This window comes from Micromonospora sp. RB23, assembly GCF_053585025.1.
Genome location: NZ_CM132111.1, coordinates 2,941,022 through 2,960,288, shown reverse-complemented (window position 1 = coordinate 2,960,288; position 19,267 = coordinate 2,941,022). Strand labels below are relative to the sequence as shown.

At 74.6% G+C, this 19,267-nt stretch carries 17 protein-coding genes; 11 read left to right on the top strand and 6 right to left on the bottom strand.

The window, feature by feature from the left end; genetic code table 11:
* Positions 1-5: 5 nt before the first annotated feature.
* The 7 genes from ACTFTM_RS13535 to ACTFTM_RS13505 all read left to right on the top strand — a co-directional run bounded on the left by ACTFTM_RS13535 (position 6) and on the right by ACTFTM_RS13505 (position 7,530).
* Positions 6-2,573 (top strand): LuxR C-terminal-related transcriptional regulator, encoded by a 2,568-nt coding sequence (locus ACTFTM_RS13535; RefSeq protein WP_449566119.1) that lies wholly within the window; start codon positions 6-8, stop codon positions 2,571-2,573.
* Positions 2,574-2,598: 25 nt separating this feature from the next.
* Positions 2,599-4,581, top strand: coding sequence for a nitrate- and nitrite sensing domain-containing protein (locus ACTFTM_RS13530; protein ID WP_449566118.1), 1,983 nt, complete (start codon positions 2,599-2,601; stop codon positions 4,579-4,581).
* A complete protein-coding gene (locus ACTFTM_RS13525) occupies positions 4,578-5,027 on the top strand; it encodes a roadblock/LC7 domain-containing protein (protein ID WP_449566117.1) in 450 nt (149 codons plus the stop codon). Before ACTFTM_RS13530 ends, ACTFTM_RS13525 begins: the two co-directional genes overlap by 4 nt.
* On the top strand, positions 5,002-5,385 hold the full coding sequence (locus ACTFTM_RS13520; RefSeq protein ID WP_433121615.1) for a DUF742 domain-containing protein: 384 nt from the start codon (positions 5,002-5,004) through the stop codon (positions 5,383-5,385). The genes ACTFTM_RS13525 and ACTFTM_RS13520 overlap by 26 nt, the downstream gene beginning before the upstream one ends.
* A gap of 105 nt (positions 5,386-5,490) precedes the next feature.
* On the top strand, positions 5,491-6,192 hold the full coding sequence (locus tag ACTFTM_RS13515) for a cellulose binding domain-containing protein (protein WP_449566116.1): 702 nt from the start codon (positions 5,491-5,493) through the stop codon (positions 6,190-6,192).
* A 51-nt stretch (positions 6,193-6,243) separates the two neighbouring features.
* Positions 6,244-6,624, top strand: coding sequence for a YccF domain-containing protein (locus ACTFTM_RS13510; protein ID WP_449566115.1), 381 nt, complete (start codon positions 6,244-6,246; stop codon positions 6,622-6,624).
* 108 nt (positions 6,625-6,732) lie between these two features.
* The gene (locus ACTFTM_RS13505) at positions 6,733-7,530 is read left to right on the top strand and encodes an SAM-dependent methyltransferase (RefSeq protein ID WP_449566114.1); all 798 of its coding nucleotides are present in this window, start codon (positions 6,733-6,735) and stop codon (positions 7,528-7,530) included.
* Between the two features lie 31 nt (positions 7,531-7,561).
* On the opposite strand, the gene ACTFTM_RS13500 is transcribed toward ACTFTM_RS13505, so the two are convergent.
* The gene (locus ACTFTM_RS13500; RefSeq protein WP_449566113.1) at positions 7,562-8,305 is read right to left on the bottom strand and encodes a cellulose binding domain-containing protein; all 744 of its coding nucleotides are present in this window, start codon (positions 8,303-8,305) and stop codon (positions 7,562-7,564) included.
* 350 nt (positions 8,306-8,655) lie between these two features.
* Here ACTFTM_RS13500 and ACTFTM_RS13495 point away from each other — a divergent pair, with 350 nt between their 5' ends.
* Both ACTFTM_RS13495 and ACTFTM_RS13490 read left to right on the top strand, forming a co-directional pair.
* The gene (locus ACTFTM_RS13495; RefSeq protein ID WP_449566112.1) at positions 8,656-9,723 is read left to right on the top strand and encodes a hypothetical protein; all 1,068 of its coding nucleotides are present in this window, start codon (positions 8,656-8,658) and stop codon (positions 9,721-9,723) included.
* A gap of 92 nt (positions 9,724-9,815) precedes the next feature.
* Positions 9,816-10,742 (top strand): acetamidase/formamidase family protein, encoded by a 927-nt coding sequence (locus tag ACTFTM_RS13490; RefSeq protein WP_449566111.1) that lies wholly within the window; start codon positions 9,816-9,818, stop codon positions 10,740-10,742.
* 57 nt (positions 10,743-10,799) lie between these two features.
* On the opposite strand, the gene pdxY is transcribed toward ACTFTM_RS13490, so the two are convergent.
* The 4 genes from pdxY to ACTFTM_RS13470 form a co-directional block, all read right to left on the bottom strand.
* Positions 10,800-11,651 carry a pyridoxal kinase PdxY gene (gene pdxY, locus ACTFTM_RS13485; RefSeq protein ID WP_449566110.1) on the bottom strand — a complete coding sequence of 284 codons (852 nt, stop codon included), beginning with the start codon at positions 11,649-11,651 and terminating at the stop codon, positions 10,800-10,802.
* Positions 11,652-11,820: 169 nt separating this feature from the next.
* On the bottom strand, positions 11,821-12,603 hold the full coding sequence (locus ACTFTM_RS13480) for a S1 family peptidase (protein ID WP_449566109.1): 783 nt from the start codon (positions 12,601-12,603) through the stop codon (positions 11,821-11,823).
* 123 nt (positions 12,604-12,726) lie between these two features.
* The gene (locus ACTFTM_RS13475; RefSeq protein WP_449566108.1) at positions 12,727-12,870 is read right to left on the bottom strand and encodes a hypothetical protein; all 144 of its coding nucleotides are present in this window, start codon (positions 12,868-12,870) and stop codon (positions 12,727-12,729) included.
* Positions 12,871-13,015: 145 nt separating this feature from the next.
* On the bottom strand, positions 13,016-13,957 hold the full coding sequence (locus ACTFTM_RS13470) for a hypothetical protein (RefSeq protein ID WP_449566107.1): 942 nt from the start codon (positions 13,955-13,957) through the stop codon (positions 13,016-13,018).
* Between the two features lie 279 nt (positions 13,958-14,236).
* Between ACTFTM_RS13470 and ACTFTM_RS13465 the strand changes: the two genes are divergently transcribed.
* Positions 14,237-15,217 carry an ATP-binding cassette domain-containing protein gene (locus ACTFTM_RS13465; protein WP_449566106.1) on the top strand — a complete coding sequence of 327 codons (981 nt, stop codon included), beginning with the start codon at positions 14,237-14,239 and terminating at the stop codon, positions 15,215-15,217.
* Positions 15,214-16,041 (top strand): ABC transporter permease, encoded by an 828-nt coding sequence (locus tag ACTFTM_RS13460; protein WP_449566105.1) that lies wholly within the window; start codon positions 15,214-15,216, stop codon positions 16,039-16,041. Before ACTFTM_RS13465 ends, ACTFTM_RS13460 begins: the two co-directional genes overlap by 4 nt.
* On the opposite strand, the gene ACTFTM_RS13455 is transcribed toward ACTFTM_RS13460, so the two are convergent.
* Complete coding sequence (locus ACTFTM_RS13455) at positions 16,042-19,218, bottom strand: BTAD domain-containing putative transcriptional regulator (protein ID WP_449566104.1); 3,177 nt, start codon at positions 19,216-19,218, stop codon at positions 16,042-16,044.
* Between the last annotated feature and the right edge of the window lie 49 nt (positions 19,219-19,267).

Genomic DNA, 19,267 nt, shown 5'->3' with positions numbered 1-19,267 from the left:
CCACAATGATCATGAAAGACCTCGTCGACTCGCGACTGGTGCTGGGCCGCGCGCCCAGGGCCCTGCTGGACCGGGTCGCCGACGATCCGGTCGCGCCGTTCACCGTCGGCCTGGCCGGCCCCGCCGGGCACGGCAAGACCGCCCTGCTCGCCGAGCTGACGCGCATCCAGCAACGGGCCGGCGTCACCGTGCGGACGGGCGCTCCCGGCCCCGGCGAGCCCGTCGACCCGGACGATTTGATCCTGGTCGACGACGCGCACCTGCTCGACGACGAGCGCATCGGCGTACTGCTGCGCCTGGTCGCGACCCGCCGGCACCGGCTCGTCGTCGCCCACCGCCCCTGGCCCCGCTCCGCGGCCCTCACCGAGCTGGTCGACACGCTGCGCCGCGACGGGCAGGCCGTGCTGCTCGGGCCGTTCACCCGGGAGCAGACGGCAGCCTGCGTCGCCGGCGTCCCCGAGTTGGCCCAGCGAGCCGAACTCGTCGACTTCGTGCACACGCAGACCGGTGGCGTCCCCCGCGACGTGGAGCGGCTGACCCGCGGGCTGCGCGCGGCGGCGAGCCTGACCACCGTCCCGGCGGAGCCGCCCCGGTCCGTCGTCCTCGAATTCGCGCCGGAGCTGGAGATCCAGCCCGCCCCCGTACGACGGCTGTTGCTCGCGGTCGCGGCCGGCGTACCGCTGCCGGTGGCCATGCTCGGCCCGCTCCTGGACCAGGAGCCGGAGGCGGTCGACGAGCTGATCGCCACGACCCGGGCGGCCGGCCTGATCGGCGCGGACGGCCGGCTCACCCCGCTGGTCCGCCGGGCCGTCACCACGCTCAGCCCGGCCACCGAGCGCAGCGCCGTCTGGCGTCGTCTCACCGAGTTGCAGCTCGCCCGGGGCGGCCCGGTGTTGCCGCTGGTCCGCTCGCTGCTCGCGGCGGGCGTCCTGGGCGACTGTCCGGCCCCGACGCTCGCGGCGGCAGCGCAGGAGGCGCTCGCCGGCGAGCCGGCCTTCGCCGCCGACCTGTTCGCCGCCGCCACCGCGGCCGGGTACCCGACCGGCGCCCGGCAGGCTCTCGCCGCCGCGCTCGCCGGCAACCTCGACGACGCGCTGCGCCTGGCCGACCGGCTGCTGACCACGGCCGACCCGGAGGTCCGCGCCGAGGCGGCCGCGGTGGCCGCGACCGCGCTGGCGCACCGGGGCCACACCGGCCGCAGCGTCGAGCTGTACCGTTGGTCCGGCACCGCCTCGTCGGTGGCGTTCGCCTCCGTGGGCGGGCTCGCCATCGGCGACCTGACCGCCGCCGCGCCGCCCGCGGACGAGCCCGGCGGCGCGCCGCCCACACTGCACGCCAGCGCCGCCCGGCTGATGGCGGACGGGGTACGCGAGAGCGTCACCGGCACGCCGAGCGCGGCGCTCTCCGCGCTCGTGCAGTCCGCCGCACTGCTCGAGCCGGACGGTCGGGCGGCCCTCCTGCCGGACGGTCCGGCCGCGCTGGCCGCGCTGACCGCCGTGCACTGCGGCGAGCTGGACATCGCCGAGCGGGTCCTGCACCGCGCGCAGGCCGGCGGTGTCGGCGGCCCGCTGATGGCCCGCCGGCACCGGCTGCTGCAGGCCTGGATTCTCATGGTCCGGGGTCAGACGCTGGCGGCGGCTGAACGCCTCGCCACGGTCACCGCCGACGACCGCCCGTTGGAGTCCCGCGACCTGCTCTTCGCCGCCGCGCTGCGGATGGGCATCGCCCGGCGCACCAGCGACCTCGGCGCGCTCAAGAACGGGTGGGGCCAGGCGCTGGAGGCGGTGGTCCGGCACGGGGTCGACCTGTTCACGCTGCTGCCGCTGGGCGAACTGGCCATCGCCGGCGCGCGGCTCGGTGACGTGGCCCGGTTGGCGCCCTACCTGCGGGAGGGCGGCGCGCTGCTCGACCGACTCGGCACACCGACCCTGTGGAGCGTCCCGCTGCACTGGAGCGGACTGCACGCCGCCATCCTGACCGGGGAGCCCACGGCGGCCGACGAGCATGTCGCCGCCCTGCTGGCCGCCGCCGCGCACAGCCGCTACGCCGGAGTGGTCGCCGCTGCCGCCGAGAGCTGGGTCGAGGTGCTGCGGGGCGTGGTCGACCCGGCACGGGTCGAGGCCGCCGCCCGGGGCCTGCACGACACCGGACTGTGCTGGGACGGCGCCCGCCTCGCCGGGCAGGCCGCGATCCGCACGTCGGACCGGCGGGCGATGACCACCCTGCTCGAGTGCGCCCGGGTGCTGCAGGGCCGGCCGGCCGGCGCGACCGCCGGGCAGCGTCCGAGCGACGGCGCGACCGCCACGCCGGTCGCCGCCGCCGGCCCCAACCAACAGGGGCTGAGCGACCGCGAGTACGAGGTGGCCGAGCTGGTGCTGGCCGGGTTGACCTACCGGGAGATCGGTGACCGGCTCTTCATCTCGGCCAAGACCGTGGAGCACCACGTGGCGCGCATGCGCAACCGGCTGCACTGCGCCAACCGGGCGGAGCTGCTGGCGTTGCTGCGGACCATGGTCGCCGACCGGGCCAGCGACGCCGCCGGACAGCCGTGGCCGCAGCGGTCGGCCCGATGAGCCGGCACACCGGACGGGGCGTCGCGTGACCCGGGCACGGCGACCCGGGGTCCGGCTCCTCGCGGCGGCGGCGGTGCTGCTCACGCTGTGGTCGTACGCGGCGTATCTGACCGGCCAGGACGCCGTCGACCTGCTGCGGGTACGGGCCCTGGCCGACACCCTGGGTCAGCCCATCGACCGACTGGTCCTGAGCCTGCAGACCGAGCGCCGGGCGACCGCCGAGACGCTTGCCGGCGCCGCGAACGCGCGGGCGACGTTGGCCGGGGCGCGGGCGGCGACCGACCGGGCGGGGGCGGAGGTCCGGACGTTCGGGGACGGACGCGACCTGCGCCTGCTCAGCGCGGGCGCGGTCCGCGACCGGGCCGACACCCTGATCCGGCGGCTCAACGGGCTGGGGGCGATCCGGTCCCGGGTGGACGACGGCCAGCTCGACCAGGCGGGAGCGGTCGACGGGTACGACCAGCTCGTCGACGCCGCCTTCGACGTGTACGGACCGGAGTGGGGCGCGTACGAGAGCAGGCTGGCGGTCGACACCCGCGCGGTGATCGCCCTGGCCCGTGCCCGTGAGTTGCTGGCCCGGGAGGACACCCTGGTCACGGCGGCCGTCGTGAGCGGTCGACTGAGCATCGAGGAGCGCCGCCGGCTGGTCGAGCTGGTGGCCGTCCAGCGATACGCCAGGGCCGAGGCGACGGCCGGGCTGCCGGCCGGCGGCCAGGGCGAGCACCAGCGGCTCCTGACCGGCCCCGCGTTCGCGGGCCTGCTCGCGGTGGAGGACACGCTGCTGCGCACCGACCGGGCCGACGCGCTGCGCGCGGTCAGCGTGCAGGACTGGCGCGCGGCGGTGGACCCGGCCCTCGGGGCGCTGCACGAGCTGGTGACGACCACCGCCCGCGCGAGCGTCGAACGGGCCACACCCGGTGCGGCGGTGGTCGTCGGGCGGACCGGCGTGGTGGTGGGTCTCGGGCTGATCGCCGTACTGGCGGTGCTGCTGGGCTGGGCCGCCAGCTTGCGACGCGCGCCCGCGGAGCGGACCCCCGCGGACGCCGGCCGGCTCTGGGAACCGCCGGCGGCGGCACCCGTCGACCCCCAGCCGCTCGTCGCCGGGAACGGCGGCGATCAGCGGGACGGCGGACCGGCGCCGGACCGCACCGCAGAGCTGTTCCTGGGTATCACCCGACGCAACCAGGTCCTGCTGCGCGACCAGCTCGACCTGCTGGACGCGATGCAGCGGCGGGAGAACGACGCCTCGGAGGCCGACGAGCTGTTCCAGCTCGACCATCTCACCACCCGCGTCCGCCGCAACGTGGAGAAGGTGATCACGCTGGCCGGTGCGACGCCCGCCCGGCGTTGGCGACGCCCGGTCCCCCTGCTCGACGTGGCGCGCGGGGCGGTCGCCGAGGTGCCGGAATACCACCGGGTGCTGGTGGCCCCACACTGGCCGTGGTCGCTCGCCGGCCCCGCCGTCACGGACGTCGTGCACCTGCTCGCCGAGCTGATCGAGAACGCCCTGACCTTCTCGGCCACCGACACCACGGTCCGGGTGACGGGCGAGCACCGGCCGCACGGCTGCGCGATCGTGGTGGTCGACGACGGTCGCGGCTTTGACGCCACCGCGCTCGACGAGGCGAACCGCCTGCTCGCCAGCCCGCCGAGCGACCCGCCGACCGACGCGCAGGGGCTGTACGCGGTCGCCCTGCTGGCCGCCCGGTGCGGCGCGGGGGTCACCCTGCGGCCCAGCCGGCGCGGCGGGACGGCGGCCATCGTGCACCTGCCGGCGGAACTGGTGACCGTGCCCGGAGGCGCACCGGTCACGGCGGCCCCCGGGCCCGCGCACCGGCCCACGCCGGGCGGACCCCACCCGCCCGGCGAGGCCGACGCCGGCCGGGCGGGCGCGGACGGGCTGCCGATCCGGATCCGCCAATCCGGGCCGCCCCTGCCCGCCCCCGGCAACGCCGGCCCCGACACCGTCGAGCTGCCGGTCACGAGAACAACGAGGAGACATCGATGACGCACGCAGTGGTCACCGAGGACAGCCTGACCGGCGCGCTGGACCGCCTGGTCGACCGGGTACACGGTGCGGAGTTCGCCGTGGTGCTCTCCCCCGACGGACTCCCGCTCGGCGGTTCCCGGCAGGTGGAGGCGAAGCTGGCCGAACAGATCTCCGGTGTGGTCGCCGGCCTGTTGGCGCTGGGACTGGCCGCTACCCGGACCTGCGACGCGGGCCGGCTGCGCCAGATCGTGGTGCAGATGTCGCGGGCGTTCCTGTTCGTCGCCACCATCTCGAACGGGACCATCCTGACCGTACGGATCTCCGGCGACGAGATCGAGGTGGGCGACATGGCGTACGAGGTCGCGCTCTTCGTCGGGCAGGCCGAACGGCACCTGCCGATCCGCCTGGAGGCCGCCTCCGCAGCGAGGAGCGGAGATTCTGGTGCCCAGCGCCGGCTCCGCTGACGAGGCGTGGTACGACGACGACGCCGGCCCGGTCGCCCGTCCGTACACGATGACCGGTGGGCGTACGACGCCCGAGCGAGGCCGGTTCGACCTCATCTCGCTGGTCGTCGCACGGCGGTCAGCGACATCGCCCACGTCGCTCTTCCCCGAACAGGCGCGGATCGTCGAGCTGTGTCACCATCCAGTGTCGGTTGCTGAGGTCAGCGCCGAGCTGGATCTGCCCCTGGGCACCGTCCGGGTCCTCCTCGGTGACCTGCTGGGGGCGGGGTTGGTCGAGACGCACGAACCGCCGTCGCTGTCGGAGCTGCCGTCGCAGGAGCTGCTCGAGTCGATACTCGTCGGGCTGCGCGCCCTGTGACCACCTCGGGTGCCACCGCGACCCAGCGGTCGCGGGCGGGCGTCCGGTGACGAAGTGAAGGGGAGAGAGGCAGTGCCGGCAACACCGCCGCAGCCACGGCGTACTGTGGCGATCATTCTGCTGGACCGGATCGTGGCCGCCGCCGCAGCCGTACGGCGGGTGGTCACCGGCCAGGCCGACGTGTCGCGGGCCGCCTGGGTCGCCGTACTCGCGGCGCTCGGGGTGGTGGTGGCGACGGTGGTCTCGATCGTCAGCGTGGTGCGTACCCCGGAGCAGCTCGCGCCGGTGACCCTCGACGCGCCGCCGTCGGTGGACCAGTTGGGCACACCCGGTCCCGGTACGCCCCGGGGGCAGGCGCATCCGGCCGCCACCAGCCCGACCAGTGCGGGTTCGCCGTCGGTCAGCGCCGTGCCACCGCCCGCCGCGCCGTCGCCGAGCGCGCCGAACGTGACCCCCTCGTCGGCGTCGCCGACCCCGGCCGCCCTCGCCGCCGACTTCGCCATCGAGGACAAGGCGTTGCTCAGCTACGGCGCGACCGTGACGATCAACAATCCGGGGCCGGTGCCGGCGACGCGGTGGACGCTGGCCATCACGCTGCCCCGGGAGTCGCTGCGGGTCAGCGCGGTCGAGGGCGCGCGGGCCACCCAGGACGGCGCGGTGTGGACGTTCGTGCCGGACGGCAGCGCGGGGCAGGTGCCGGGCAGCGCCTCGACGCGGGTGACCTTCCGGGTCAACGGCGCGGCGGTCGGCGCGACGCCGACGGCGTGCACGATCGACGGGGTCGCCTGCGGCGGGCTGTCGAACTGAAGCCCGGCAGGCGGCCCAGACCCGGTGGCGGGCGTCGCTCATGCTGGAAGGGTGATTCGCTTCCTCCTGAACGTCCTGTGGCTCGTCTTCGGTGGTGGCCTCGTGCTGGCGATCGGCTACGGCTTCGCCGCGCTGATCTGCTTCCTGCTGGTCGTCACCATCCCGTTCGGCGTCGCCGCGCTGCGCCTCGCCGTCTACTCGCTGTGGCCCTTCGGTCGCACCCTGGTGCCCAAGCCGGGCGCGGGCGTCGGCTCCGGGTTGGCGAACGTGCTCTGGGTGGTGCTGGCCGGCTGGTGGCTCGCGCTGTCCCACATCCTCGCCGGCATCGCGCTCTGCGTGACGATCATCGGGATCCCCTTCGGCATCGCCAACTTCAAGCTGGTCCCGGCCGCCTTCTGGCCGCTCGGCCGGGAGGTCGTCGACGCGCCGTGACACGTCACCGGGTCGCCCGCCCGCACAATGGGCGACCCGGTCGGGGCCGGCGCCGTCGATAGTGGACAATCCGGTTCACCCCGACGGACCCCCCGATAGGAGCCTGGCATGGCCGGCCCGGATGCCGAACTCACCGCGACGCTTCAGCCCGACGTGCCGCACGCGGCACGGATCTGGAACTACTGGATGGGCGGCAAGGACAACTTCCAGTCCGATCGGGCGGCCGGCGACGCGGTCGCCGAGGTCTACCCGGAGATCGTCCTGATGGCGCAGCAGTCCCGCCGCTTCCTCGTCCGGGCGGTGCGGTACCTGGCCGCCGAGGCGGGCATCCGGCAGTTCCTGGACATCGGCACCGGCCTGCCGACCATGCAGAACACCCACGCGGTCGCCCAGGGCATCACGCCCGACGCGCGGATCGTCTACGTCGACAACGACCCGATGGTCCTCGTGCACGCCCGAGCGCTGCTGGCCAGCACGACCGTCCAGGGCGTCACGACGTACGTGCCGGCGGACTACCACGACCCGGAGACCATCCTCGCCGAGGCCGCGCGGACGCTCGACTTCGACCAGCCGATCGCCGTCATGTTCATGGGCGTGCTGGGGTACGAGCCGGACCTGGAGGTGGTGCGTTCGATCGTCGGGCGGACGATGGGCGCGACGGCATCCGGCAGTCACCTGGTGCTCTGGGACGGCACCAACACCAGCCCGCAGGTGGTCTCCGGCGCGCAGCGGCTGGCCGAGAACGGCGGCGTCCCGTACATCCTGCGCAGCCCGGAGGACCTCGCCGGCTGCTTCTCCGGGCTGACGATGGTGGAGCCCGGTCTCGTCCCGATCCCACTGTGGCGGCCGGACGAGGCCGACGCCCGGGGTATCGACGCCTACGGCGCGGTGGCCCGCAAGCCCTGAGCGACGCCGACCCCCGGGTACGTCGGCCGGTTCAGCGCGTGCAGGTCAGCGTCAGCCCGGCCGGCGGCGCGCTGGCCGTCGCGAGCAGACCGAACGTCGTCACCCCGTCCGGCGCCAGCGTCCCGTTGTACGGTGCGTTGCGCACCACCACGTCGGCGCCGGACGGGTCGACGACACCTCCCCACACCGCCTGGATGCGCTCGTCGCCGGCCCAGCGCCACGAGACGCGCCACTGGTTCAAGGGCTCCGTGCCGACGTTGCGGACCGTCACGGTGGCGACGAACCCGGTGCCCCAGCGGGAGTCGACGGTGGCGGTCGCCCGGCAGGACGCCAGCGGCGCGGTCCGGGCGGATCCACCGTAGTACGGCTCCCACCGGCCGTCGGAGTCGCGGAACCCGAACCAGTACTCGGTGTCGGGCGTCAGCCGGTCGAAGGTGACGGTGCCGTCGCGCTCGGCGGAGACCAACTCGGCCACCGGGTTCCGCCACGCGAAGGCGTCGTCGCGGCTGGCGAAGAGTCCGACGGTGATCGGCGGCCGGTAGCCGCACGGCGGGCTCATCGCGATGAAGTAGGCGATGGTCAGGCTGGTGGTGGTGGCCGCGGACACCCGACCGCCGATGGGCAGTGCCGGCGGGCAGACCGGCGTGGGTGTCGGCGCTGCCGTGACCGACGCCGTGGGCGCCGGCGCCGCCTGGGCGACGCCGGTCGTCGCGGCCCAGCCGGTCGTGGCGGTGGTCAGGGCGATGGTTGTGAGAGCCAGGAAGATGCGACGCATCCGTACCTCCGAGAAGCCGTCGCCGTCGCGGCTGCGGGTGAGCGGCCGACCGTACGGGTCCGGACCTGCGCGGCGGCCGCCCGACGGCGATCGGCATGCGGCCGCTGACGGGAACTGCCCGGGCGCGGGTGGTGGACCACCTCGCGCGTTCCCGACTCCGGAACGACGTCGACCGCGCCGGCTCCCGAGCGCGGCCGAACCACAGCATGGCATTCGACGGATGTCGATACAAGCGGGGTGTCGCGAGCCCGTCGGACGCCCGCCGCCTCCTCGTCGCCGCGCGGACACGCACCGGGCCCCCGGATCGACGATCATCCATAGTGGTCCGTCAATTCGACGTGGGAGACAACATGCGCGACACGAGCAGCACGAACCGGCGGGTGACGAGGGCACTGGCGGCGGCGGCCACCGTGGTGGCACTGACGCTCACCCCGCTCACGATGCCGCAACCCGCCACCGCCGCGGTCAGCCGGGCCGAGCTGGCCCTGCGCTGGGCGCCCATCCACTACCAGGACGTCGACGCCACCGGTACGCACGCCCTGGGCGGCCGGAGCGACTACATCACCGCCGTGGACTTCGACGGCGACCTGAACGGACGCAACAACTGGGACCGGGCCGGCACGTCCGGCACGTCGCTCGCCGCGCACGCGTACTACTCCGTCGTGGAGACGAGCACGCACTGGTACATCACGTACCTGTTCTTCCACCCCCGGGACTGGACCGACCACCCGTTCTTCGAGACCGAGCACGAGAACGACGGCGAGGGCGTCCTCTTCGCGATCGAGCGCGACGGCTCCCCGTACGGCGTCCTGCGCGGAGCGGTCACCGTCGCGCACAGCGACTTCTACTCGTACACCCCGAGCGGCAGCACCTGGACCAGCGGCCGGGAGAGCGTCGACGGCACCCTGCAGTTCCAGTCCTCGCCGCACGACTCCTTCCCGCACCCGGTCACCGCGCAGGAGGCGCAGGGTCACGGCCTGAAGGCGTACCCGCAGTACGCCATCAACGGCGACGGCCTGGTCTACTACCCGTCCACCGCCGCCGAGACGCCGGAGAGCGGCGACGACCGTAACGTCCGTTACCAGCTCGTCGACATCTTCGCCGCCGGCGGCCTGTGGGCGCAGCGGACCAACGCGAACCTCTTCGCCAGCCTGGGCACGTTCGCCGGCGACACCTCCGGGGACTGCGGCGTCGGCACCTGGAGCTGCTCGGCGAACTCCGCGAACGCGCCGTGGGGCTGGGACGACGGCAACGACGTACCCGCCCGTGGCGAGCTGGCCAGCGACCCGGCGAAGCTGTCGGTCGAGTACTTCACCGTCCCGGCCGGCTTGGCGCGTACCTACAGCTACAACCCGTACGCCGGTGCCGCCGCCGCGCTGGCGGAGGCGGCCCGCACGGCGACGCCGACCGTCGACTGACCCGAGCCCCGCGTTGTGCGGCCGGTCCCGGACCGGCCGCACACCCGTCCCGGCGGGTCGCGGCGTGCCGCGCCGGCACGTAGCCTGCCCGAATGCGACACACCCTCGCACCGGGCGACGAGACCCTGCACGGCCACTTCTCCCCCGACCTCGCGCCGGTGCTCACCATCGACCCCGGCGACACGGTCACCTACCGCACACTGGACTGCTGGTGGTCGGCCGGCCCGTATCCCGGCGGCGCGAACCGGGACCGCCCCCGGGCCCCGCAGCACCGGACCGGGGACGGCCACGCGCTCGTCGGGCCGGTCGCGGTCCGCGGCGCCCGCGCCGGCCAGACCCTCGAGGTACGCGTCGACGCGATCGTCCCGGGCACCTGGGGCACGACGGTCGCCGGCGGGTGGCCGAGCGGCTTCAACGAGCGCTACGGCGTCGAGTCGACGCAGGTGGTGCACGCCTGGGAGCTGGACCCGGTGGCGATGACCGGCCGTAACCAGCACGGCCACACGGTGGCGCTGCGTCCCTTCATGGGGGTACTCGGCATGCCGCCGGCGGAGCCGGGGCGGCATTCCACCACCCCGCCGCGCGAGTGCGGCGGCAATCTGGACTGCAAGGACCTGACCGCCGGCAGCACGCTGCTGCTGCCGATCCCGGTCGACGGAGGGCTGTTCTCGGTCGGGGACGGGCACGCCGCGCAGGGCGACGGCGAGGTCGGCGGCACGGCGATCGAGTGCCCGATGGACGAGGTGACGCTGACCTTCGACGTCCGCGACGACTTCCCGGTCAACGGCCCGGTCGCCCGTACCGCCGACGCCTGGCTGACGCTGGGCCTGGGAGCGTCCCTCGACGAGGCGACGTTCCGCGCCCTGGAGGAGATGCTGACCCTGCTGCAGCGGCTGCACGGCCTCAGCCGACCGGACGCGGCGGCGCTGGCCAGCGTTCTCGTCGACGTACGGGTGACCCAGATCGTCAACCAGACCGTCGGCGCGCACGCCGTGCTGCGCGACGACGCGCTGCGCTGAGCGGCGGGCGCGGCCGGCGCGACGCGCGTCGTCCGGACCGTGCCCGCCGGAGCGTCGTCAGCGCAGTCGGCGGGCCGTGAACCGGGCCGGCGGCTCGGCGATCGCGTCCTGCGCCGCAACCAGTTGGATCTCCCGGGTGCCCGCCGCCAGGGTCGCTTCGAGGACGGTGAAGACGGAGGAGACGGTGCGCTCCAGCGCGGTGGCCGGTGAGCCGGTGGTCGACAGGTGCGCCAGGTACAGCGCCGCGGTGACGTCGCCGCCGCCGTTCGGGTTGATCGGCAGCAGCGGGGTGGTCACCGCCCAGGCGCCCTCGTCGGACACCGCCACCACATCGAGCGAGCCCGCCGCCACGTCGTCGTGCAGCACGCTGGTCACCAGGGCGTGCCTCGGCCCGGTGGCGCGGACGACGTCGACCGCCTCCAGCACCTGGGCGAGCGTGGTGGTCGTACGGCCGGCGAGGAAGTCCAGCTCGAAGTGGTTCGGCGTGATGATGTCGGCGCGCGGCACGACGGTGTCGCGCAGGTACTCCGGGATGCCGGGTCGGACGAACATCCCCCGCCCGACGTCGCCCATCACCGGGTCGCAGCAGTAGACGGCGGCCGGGTTGGCGGCCTTCACCCGGGCCACGGCGTCCAGGATCACGGCGCCCACCGCCGGGTCGCCCTGGTAGCCGGACAGGACCGCGTCGGCACTGCCGAGAACGCCCCGGTCGGCGATTCCCGCGATGACCTCGGCCACGTCGGCGGCCGCCAGCATCGGGCCGCGCCACGCGCCGTACCCGGTGTGGTTGGAGAAGTGGACGGTCAGCACCGGCCACACCTCGTGCCCGAGACGTTGGAGGGGGAAGACGGCGGCGGAGTTGCCGACGTGGCCGTAGGCGACCGACGACTGGATGGACAGGATCTGCACGGACCCATCATGGCCACCCCGTACGAGGCGGGACGCGCGGCCCGCCGATTCTGTCGACTGGCCCACTGCCACCGCCGCGGTGAGCCGGTCGGAGCGCCGCGTGCGAGGCGCTCGGCACGGGCGGGCGGCCCGGACCGCCGACGTCCGGGCCGCCCGAGATGGCGCACGGTCAGCCGCCGAGGCTCGCCGCTGCCGAGGCGATCGAGGAGGCGAAGTAGCTCACCTGGGTGTAGACGCCCGGGTAGTTGGGCCGGGCGCAGCCGTTGCCCCAGCTGACGATGCCGACCTGGATCCAGGCGTTGGTGGCGTCACGGCGGAACATCGGGCCGCCCGAGTCGCCCTGACAGGTGTCGGTGCCGCCGCTGGCGTAGCCGGCGCAGATCTCCTCGGCGGGGATGAGGTCGCCGCCGTAGTTGGCGTTGCAGGTGGAGTCGCTGACGAACGGGACGGTCGCCTTGAGCAGGTACCGCTGCTGCGCCCCACCCTCGCGCGCCGCGCCCCAGCCGGCCACGGTGAAGGTGCCGTTGTCGTACGCGGTCGTGGTGGCGATCTTCAACGTGCTCAGCCCGGTGACGGGGGTGGCCAACCGGATCAGCGCCCAGTCCTTGCCGTTGCCGTTGTAGCCGGGCGCCCGGTAGACGTAGTTCGACCGGACGGTGATCCGGCTGGACGACTGGAGGTCGACGACCCCGAGCGTCGCGGTGATGCTGGTGTTGGCGCCGGTCGCGCCGACGCAGTGCGCGGCGGTGAGCACGAGCCGGGAGCTGTAGAGGGCCCCGCCGCAGCCCATCGAGAGCCGCACCATGAACGGGAACTCGCCCTGCGCGGCGCGGGTGCCGCCGACCACGTTCGGCGTGACGGGGCTGTCGGCCGCGGCGGGCGCCGCGAGGGTGAGGCTGGCCGCGGCCAGCGCGGCGGCCACCAGGCCGGTGAGGGTACGCCAGCGAACCATGCATTCCTCCGCTTCGGTACGGCACGCCTCGTGAGCGCACCTGATCGATAGCGGCCATCGTATTGATAGACACGGATGCGGCGGGTCATCCCCTCTGGGTCGTACCCCGGGGGTTATGGATCGCTACACGTCGCGGTCCCGCCGCCGGCGACGCCCGCGAGCGCTGGCGACCGCCACGAGGCTGACCACCGCGGCGGCCAGTTGCAGCACCGCGCCGAGCAGGTCGACCAGGCTGGAGAGGGCGGTAGCGTCGAGGACAAGGTCCATCGCGGCCTCCGGGTTTCGACCCCCACCATCCGCGCCTTGCGGAGGGCTTCCCCCGGGCCCACGGACATCGACGGGCGCCACGCTCATTATGGCAGCGGCCGGCGACCGCACCAACCCCCGGATTCCGGACCGTCGACCCGTCGGCTCAGCGCGGAACGGACTCCTGCCCGGCCAGCACCACCAGGTCGTCGGCCGGGACGGACACGGACGCCGTCGCGCCGTCGGGCCAGACGACGTAGCCCACCGGTGGCCCTGCCGACCCCCACCGCGCCCCGACGATCGTGGCCAGTCGCGCGTCGTCCGCCCCCGCGACACGTCGTACCCGGGTGCCCGGAGCATGCCCGTCGTCAGCCACGACGAGCAGCGCGTCCAGGATCTGCCCTACGCCGGCGGTCGGCAGTCCCGGCACGTACGGCTCGTGCCCGTACCCCAGGCGCGGCGTCATCATGGTGCGCAGCAGCGCGGCCTGGCGTTCCGCCGCGTGCCGGAGCTGCCCGTCGACGCCGGCCTTGACGACGGCCAACGCCTCCTCGATCGCCGGCCAGAGCCGCGTCGGCGTCCGGTCGAGCAGCCGGCGGGCCTCACGGTCGGCATCGGCGCAGGCCGTGTCGACCGCCGTCTCCTCGCCCAGCTCCGCGATCCAGGCGACGTCCCCCACCTCGGGCAGCAACCCCGGCGACTCGGCCGCGACCACGAGGTACAGCATGGCGAGCAGCTCCTGCCGACCGTCGCCGTGGTAAAGCGGACCGACGCCGGAGCCGGCCGGCCCACGGCTGGGCGGGAAACGGTCGACGAGGTGCGCGGCGCGGCCCTCCGGCAGGGTCGCCGCGCGGCGCGTGTCTGCCACCCGCTCGCCGAACGAACGCCGTTCGCGGTGGTCGACGAGGGCCTGACGGTGCGGATCGGCGCCGGTCGGATAGATCGTCCGGCCGTACGTGGCGAGGGTTTCGCCGGGCTTCAGACCGGCCGAGGCGAGTTGCCGGGCAGCCACCGAGTAGGCGACGCCGCCGCGAGCGGCCTGCTCCCGGATGGCGCGCCTGCGGGCGCGGCCCGCGACGGGGGTACGGCGGGACGGGTGATCGGACATGACGCCTCCGGTGCAGCCCCACGCGCTCCACGGAGCGAACGGCGTGACAGGCACGCCGAGAGTCGACACGACCGCGCGGAGTCGGCGACTCTTGGCCCCGGGCACGTGGTCGGGCGTGGGCCGCCACGTCGGGCGCGGGCAGGCGCTCTGCCGCCGCCAGCATATCGCGGCCCCCACGCCCACGGCCGCCCCTCGCGCCGGCACCGTGTCAGCCCCCGTCGGCGGGGCTGTCAGCGGCGTGTCGGAGCCGTGTCAGGCGCTCGGCGCACGCTGGTCGGCATGACAAGCGATCTGGTGATCGAGGCCGAGGGCCTCGTCAAGACCTTCGGGAAGACGAGGGCGCTGCAGGGCGTCGACCTCGCCGTACCCCGGGGAACGGTGCTCGGGGTGCTCGGCCCCAACGGCGCCGGCAAGACCACCGCCGTCCGCATCCTCTCCACCCTGCTGACCCCGGACGCCGGAAGCGCCCGCATCGGCGGCTTCGACGTCGTCCGCGACGCCGGACGGGTCCGGCAGCGGATCGGCCTCACCGGCCAGTACGCCTCGGTCGACGAGGACCTGACCGGACGGCAGAACCTGGAGCTGTTCGGCACGCTGCTGGACCTCGGTCGCGCCGGCGCCCGGCGGCGGGCCGCCGAACTGCTCGACTGGTTCGACCTGACCGAGGCCGCCAACCGGCCCGCCAAGACGTACTCCGGGGGCATGCGGCGGCGGCTCGACCTGGCCGCCAGCCTCGTCGGCTCGCCGGAGGTGATCTTCCTGGACGAGCCGACGACCGGGCTGGACCCGGCCAAGCGCGAGGACATGTGGGACGTGGTCCGGTCGCTGGTGACCAACGGCTCGACGGTGCTGCTCACCACGCAGTACCTGGAGGAGGCCGACGCGCTGGCCGACGCGATCACCGTGATCGACCACGGCCGGGTCATCGCGCACGACACGCCCGACGGGCTCAAGCGGATCGTCGGCGGGCAGACCCTCGAGGTCCGGCCGTCCGATCCGGCGCAGCTTCCCCGGACCGCCGCGATCCTGACCGAGGTCGGCTCGGGCGGGCAGGCCGACGAGATCCGCAAGGGCGTCCTCGCCGTGCCGGTCACCGACGACAGAGCGTTGACCGAGAGCGTCGCGCGTCTGGCCGCCGCCGACATCGCCGTCACCGAACTCTCCCTGCACCTGCCGAGCCTCGACGAGGTGTTCTTCACCCTCACCGGGCGTACGGCATCCGAGGACGACACCACTTCCCGTACGGAGGTAGCGGCATGAGCACCCTGTTGGGCGCACCACCCACCACCGGCCCGGCGCTGTCGACGGCACCGGTGAGCCCACGACCGTTCCCGCTCGTGCGGCACTCGCTGGCGCTCGCCAAGCGCAGCCTCATCAAGACCTGGCGTACGCCCGAGGCGCTGATCGACGTCACGCTGCAACCGGTGCTGTTCCTGGTCATCTTCGTCTACATCTTCGGCGGCGCGGTCGCCGGCTCCACCCATGACTACCTGCAGTTCCTGCTGCCCGGCATCCTGGCGCAGACCATCGCTACCGGGGCGATCGCGATCGGCGTGAACCTCAACACCGACATCGCCAAGGGCATCTTCGACCGGTTCCGGTCACTGCCGGTCCCCCGCTCCGCACCGCTGGTCGGCGCGGTCCTCGGCGACGTCGTCCGGTACGTGATCGTCACGGTCTCGACCCTCGCGATCGGCTACCTGATGGGTTTCCGGATCGACACCGACCCGTTCCGGGCCATCGCCGGCTGCGTGCTCGCGGTGCTGTTCGCGCTCTGCCTGAGCTGGCTGCCGGTCTGGGTGTCGATGAAGGTGCGCACCCCGGGCGCGGTGCAGGGCCTGATGTTCGCGCTCATCATGCCGCTGAGCTTCGGGTCGAACGTGTTCGTGGGCACCGACACCCTGCCCGGCTGGATGCAGGCCTTCGTGAAGGTCAACCCGATGACCCACCTGGTGGCCTCGGTCCGCGGACTGTTCCTCGGCACCCCGCTCGACGGGCACGTGTGGTGGACCCTCGCCTGGTGCGCGGGCTTCGTGGCGGTGTTCATGCCGATGGCCCTGCGCGCCTACCGCAGGAAGGTCTAGCTAGAGCAGATCGTCCATCAGCTCGCGGATGCGGGCGACCGCGACGGCGACGGGGCGCTCGCGCCACGCGGCCAGCAACGGCTCACGCCGACTCTCGTCCCCGAGAGCGGCGTTGAGCCGTTCGCCCTCCCCGGCCGGCAGGAACATCTCCATGTGGGTGCCGATCCGCCGACCGATCGCGGCCAGTTCACGGGCGGTCTCCACGTCACCCCGGTGGGCGGCGAGTTCCGCCCCGCCCGACGCCCACGCGCCGATCACCGGCAGGTCCCGCGACGTGAGCGCGTCCTCGCGGGCGGAAGCCAGCAGCGACGCGGCGCGGGCGTCGGCCTCGCCGCCGGTGTCCCCCCGGGCGTGGGCCACCCGCAGGTAGAGCACCGCAGCCGCGGTCCGCAGCATCACCCGCGGCTGCGGCGGCGGTCCGGTCCAGTCCACGAGGGTACGGCTCACCTCGTCGGCGCGGGCGAGCGCCTCGTCGTACCGCTCGCGCCGCCAGGCGACCTGGGCCAGACCGAGCAGCGCCTGCGCGACGTCCACCTGCTCGGCCTGACCCGAGCCGACCATCTCCGCCAGGCGCCGCTCCGCCTCCTCGTCACCGGTCAGGGCGAGGTGCACCTCGAGGCGTACCCGCACCGACCGCGCGTCCTGCTGGGCACCGACCATCTCCATGTGCCGGACGCTGCGCGTCAGCCACTCGGCCGAACGTTCCTCCCGTCCGGGCAGCAGGAACTGCCCCACGGCGCCCGCCGCCATCGCCATGCCCCAGTGGTCACCGGCGACCTCGAAGCGGTGGTACGCCTGCTCGGCGTCCTCGATCGACGACTCCGGCAGGCCGCCGTTCTCCCGTACCGCCGCGCGCGCGAACAGCCCGAGCCCCTGCACGTACGGGTCCGGGTGGGCGACCAGTTCGTCCGCGCTCTTCAGGCTCTCCGCAACGTCGGACGCGTCGAAGCCGGGCAACGCCGACGCGAGCGCGGTCATCCTCGGGGAGACCTCGGCGGGCCGTTCGCCCAGGAGGGTGCGCAGGGCCCGCCGGGCGAGCACGGCCGGCCGCAGGTCGGCGCTGATGCCGGCGTTCACGCCGATCAGCAGGCACGTCCAGGCGAGCCGGTCACCGTCGGGCAGCGGTCGGCCGCTGGCCCGGCCACCGACGATCGCCGACCGTCCGCGCCGCCGCGGGTCGTCCGCGTGCAGCAGTAGGCGTGCCCAGGCCAGGACTTCGAGGTGCAGGCCGCGCACCGTCCAGAGGTGCAGCAGCGCGGTGGCCACGTCGACGGCGGCCGGCTCGTCGTCCGCCGCGAGCGCCCACCGCATGCCCGCCACCAGGTTGTCCTGCTCGGCGGCGCAGCGGTCGAGCGCCTCGACCTGGCCCGGCCCGATGAACCGGCCGGCGATCGTCGCCGCCTCGCGCCGGGCCCAGTCGAGCAGGCCGGCCATCGCCGCGTCCCGGTCGCCGGCCGCGTCCAGCCGGGCCTCCCCGTACTCGCGCACGGTCTCCAACATCCGGTAGCGCGGAGGCCCGTCCCCCTCCACCAGGGTCAGCAGCGACTGTTCGACGAGCCTCGCCAGACCCCGCCGTACGTCCGGGGTCCGCGCGACAGCGGCGGCGAGGTCCGCGGTGAACGGCGCGGGGATGACCGCGACCCGTTCCAGCAGCGCCTGGTCGTCGGGGGCGAGCAGTTCACGGCTCCAGTCGACCATCGCCCACAGGCTCGCGTGGCGTTCCGGCAGGCCCCGCAGCGCGTCGTCGAGCAGTGCGAATCGGTCGGTCAGCCCGGCGAGCACGTCGTCGATCGGCATGTGCCGCAGACGCGCGGCGGCCAGTTCGAGGGCCAGCGGCAGGTTGTCGAGCCGGTTGCACAGCGCCAGAACCCGGACGGTGTCCCAGGTCGGCACCGCGCCGCCGGCCCGTGCCCGGGATTCGACCAGCCCGAGCGCGTCGGGGTCGGGCAGTGCGGTCAGTCGGTGGACCCGTTCGCCGGCCAGGCCCAGCGGGGCCCGACTGGTCGCGAGCACCATGACCTCCGGGGAGGTCACCGCGAGCAGGTCGGCGACGACGGTGGCGACCGCGTCGAGGACGTGCTCGCAGTTGTCCAGCACGACCAGGCCGTCGAGGTCCGGCGCGACGGCGCGCAGGCGCTCCTCGGGGCTGAGCACCCGGCGTTCGAGGCCCAGGTTGCCGCCCGTGGACGAGGTGTCCCCGCCGCCGAGCGCCGCGAGCACCGTGGGCAGGACCTCGTCGGGCGAGCGCAGACCGGCCAGTTCGACCACCCGTACCGCCCGTCCGGACGCCGCGGCGCGCCGCGTCACCTCGGCCGCGAGGCGGGTCTTGCCCGCGCCGCCGGTCGCCACGATCGTCACCAGGGCCGACTCGTCGAGCGCCGCGTCCAGGGCCTCGACGTCCCGCTCGCGGCCCACCAGGGCGGTCATCGGCCGACGCCACGCGGCGGGCAGGACGACCCGGGCCGGCGGGCGGGGTGGCGCGACGACGGCCGGCGCGGCGAGTTCCCCGCGCAGCAGCGCCAGGTGGACCTGTGCGACCACCGGGGACGGGTCGGTGCCGTAGCGGTCGGCCAGGTCGTCGCGGAGACGTTCGACCACCTCCAGCGCCTCCGCCTCCCGCCCCTGGGCGGCGAGCACCCGCACGAGCAGGGCGGCGGACACCTCGTCCGGGGGCGTCCGCGCGGCCAGCCGGCGCAGGTCGGTCTCGTCGTACGGCCCCGCGCCGGCGAGCGCCGCCTCGGCTCGAAGCGCGGCGACGTCGGCGAACAGGCGCGCGTCGTCCGCGCCGGCGAGCTCCGGGACCTCGGGGAACAGGGCACGGGCCCGATCGGCCGCGTCGCGGGCCGCGCGCGCGTCACCGCCGCGCAGGGCGACCCGACCGCCCTCGACGAGCGCCCGTGCCTCGACCGCGTCGACGGTGGCCTCCTCGGCGGGCAGGCGGTATCCCCCCGGCACGGCCACCACGGGCAGCCCGAGGCGGCGGACGCGGGACACGAGCGCCTGCACGGCGCCGGTCGCGTCGTCCGGCGGGGCGCCGTCCCACACCGCTTCCACGAGCAGGCTGGTGGAGACCGCCCGGCCACGCGCGTCGACGAGCGCGCGGAGCACCGCGGCCAGCCGCTCGCCCCGGACCGGCCGGCCGTCGACGGCGAGGGGGCCGAGGATCGTGATCTGCACGGCACCAGCATCCCCCACGGCTGCCACGCGCCGTGGGGTGCCCGACGGC

Coding starts and splice junctions, on each gene's coding strand:
- ACTFTM_RS13535 (WP_449566119.1), top strand. CDS start 6: ATGATCATGAAAGACCTCGTCGACTCGCGACTGGTGCTGGGCCGCGCG.
- ACTFTM_RS13525 (WP_449566117.1), top strand. CDS start 4,578: ATGACGCACGCAGTGGTCACCGAGGACAGCCTGACCGGCGCGCTGGAC.
- ACTFTM_RS13505 (WP_449566114.1), top strand. CDS start 6,733: ATGGCCGGCCCGGATGCCGAACTCACCGCGACGCTTCAGCCCGACGTG.
- ACTFTM_RS13500 (WP_449566113.1), bottom strand. CDS start 8,305: ATGCGTCGCATCTTCCTGGCTCTCACAACCATCGCCCTGACCACCGCC.
- ACTFTM_RS13495 (WP_449566112.1), top strand. CDS start 8,656: ATGCGCGACACGAGCAGCACGAACCGGCGGGTGACGAGGGCACTGGCG.
- ACTFTM_RS13490 (WP_449566111.1), top strand. CDS start 9,816: ATGCGACACACCCTCGCACCGGGCGACGAGACCCTGCACGGCCACTTC.
- ACTFTM_RS13480 (WP_449566109.1), bottom strand. CDS start 12,603: ATGGTTCGCTGGCGTACCCTCACCGGCCTGGTGGCCGCCGCGCTGGCC.
- ACTFTM_RS13475 (WP_449566108.1), bottom strand. CDS start 12,870: ATGGACCTTGTCCTCGACGCTACCGCCCTCTCCAGCCTGGTCGACCTG.
- ACTFTM_RS13470 (WP_449566107.1), bottom strand. CDS start 13,957: ATGTCCGATCACCCGTCCCGCCGTACCCCCGTCGCGGGCCGCGCCCGC.
- ACTFTM_RS13465 (WP_449566106.1), top strand. CDS start 14,237: ATGACAAGCGATCTGGTGATCGAGGCCGAGGGCCTCGTCAAGACCTTC.
- ACTFTM_RS13460 (WP_449566105.1), top strand. CDS start 15,214: ATGAGCACCCTGTTGGGCGCACCACCCACCACCGGCCCGGCGCTGTCG.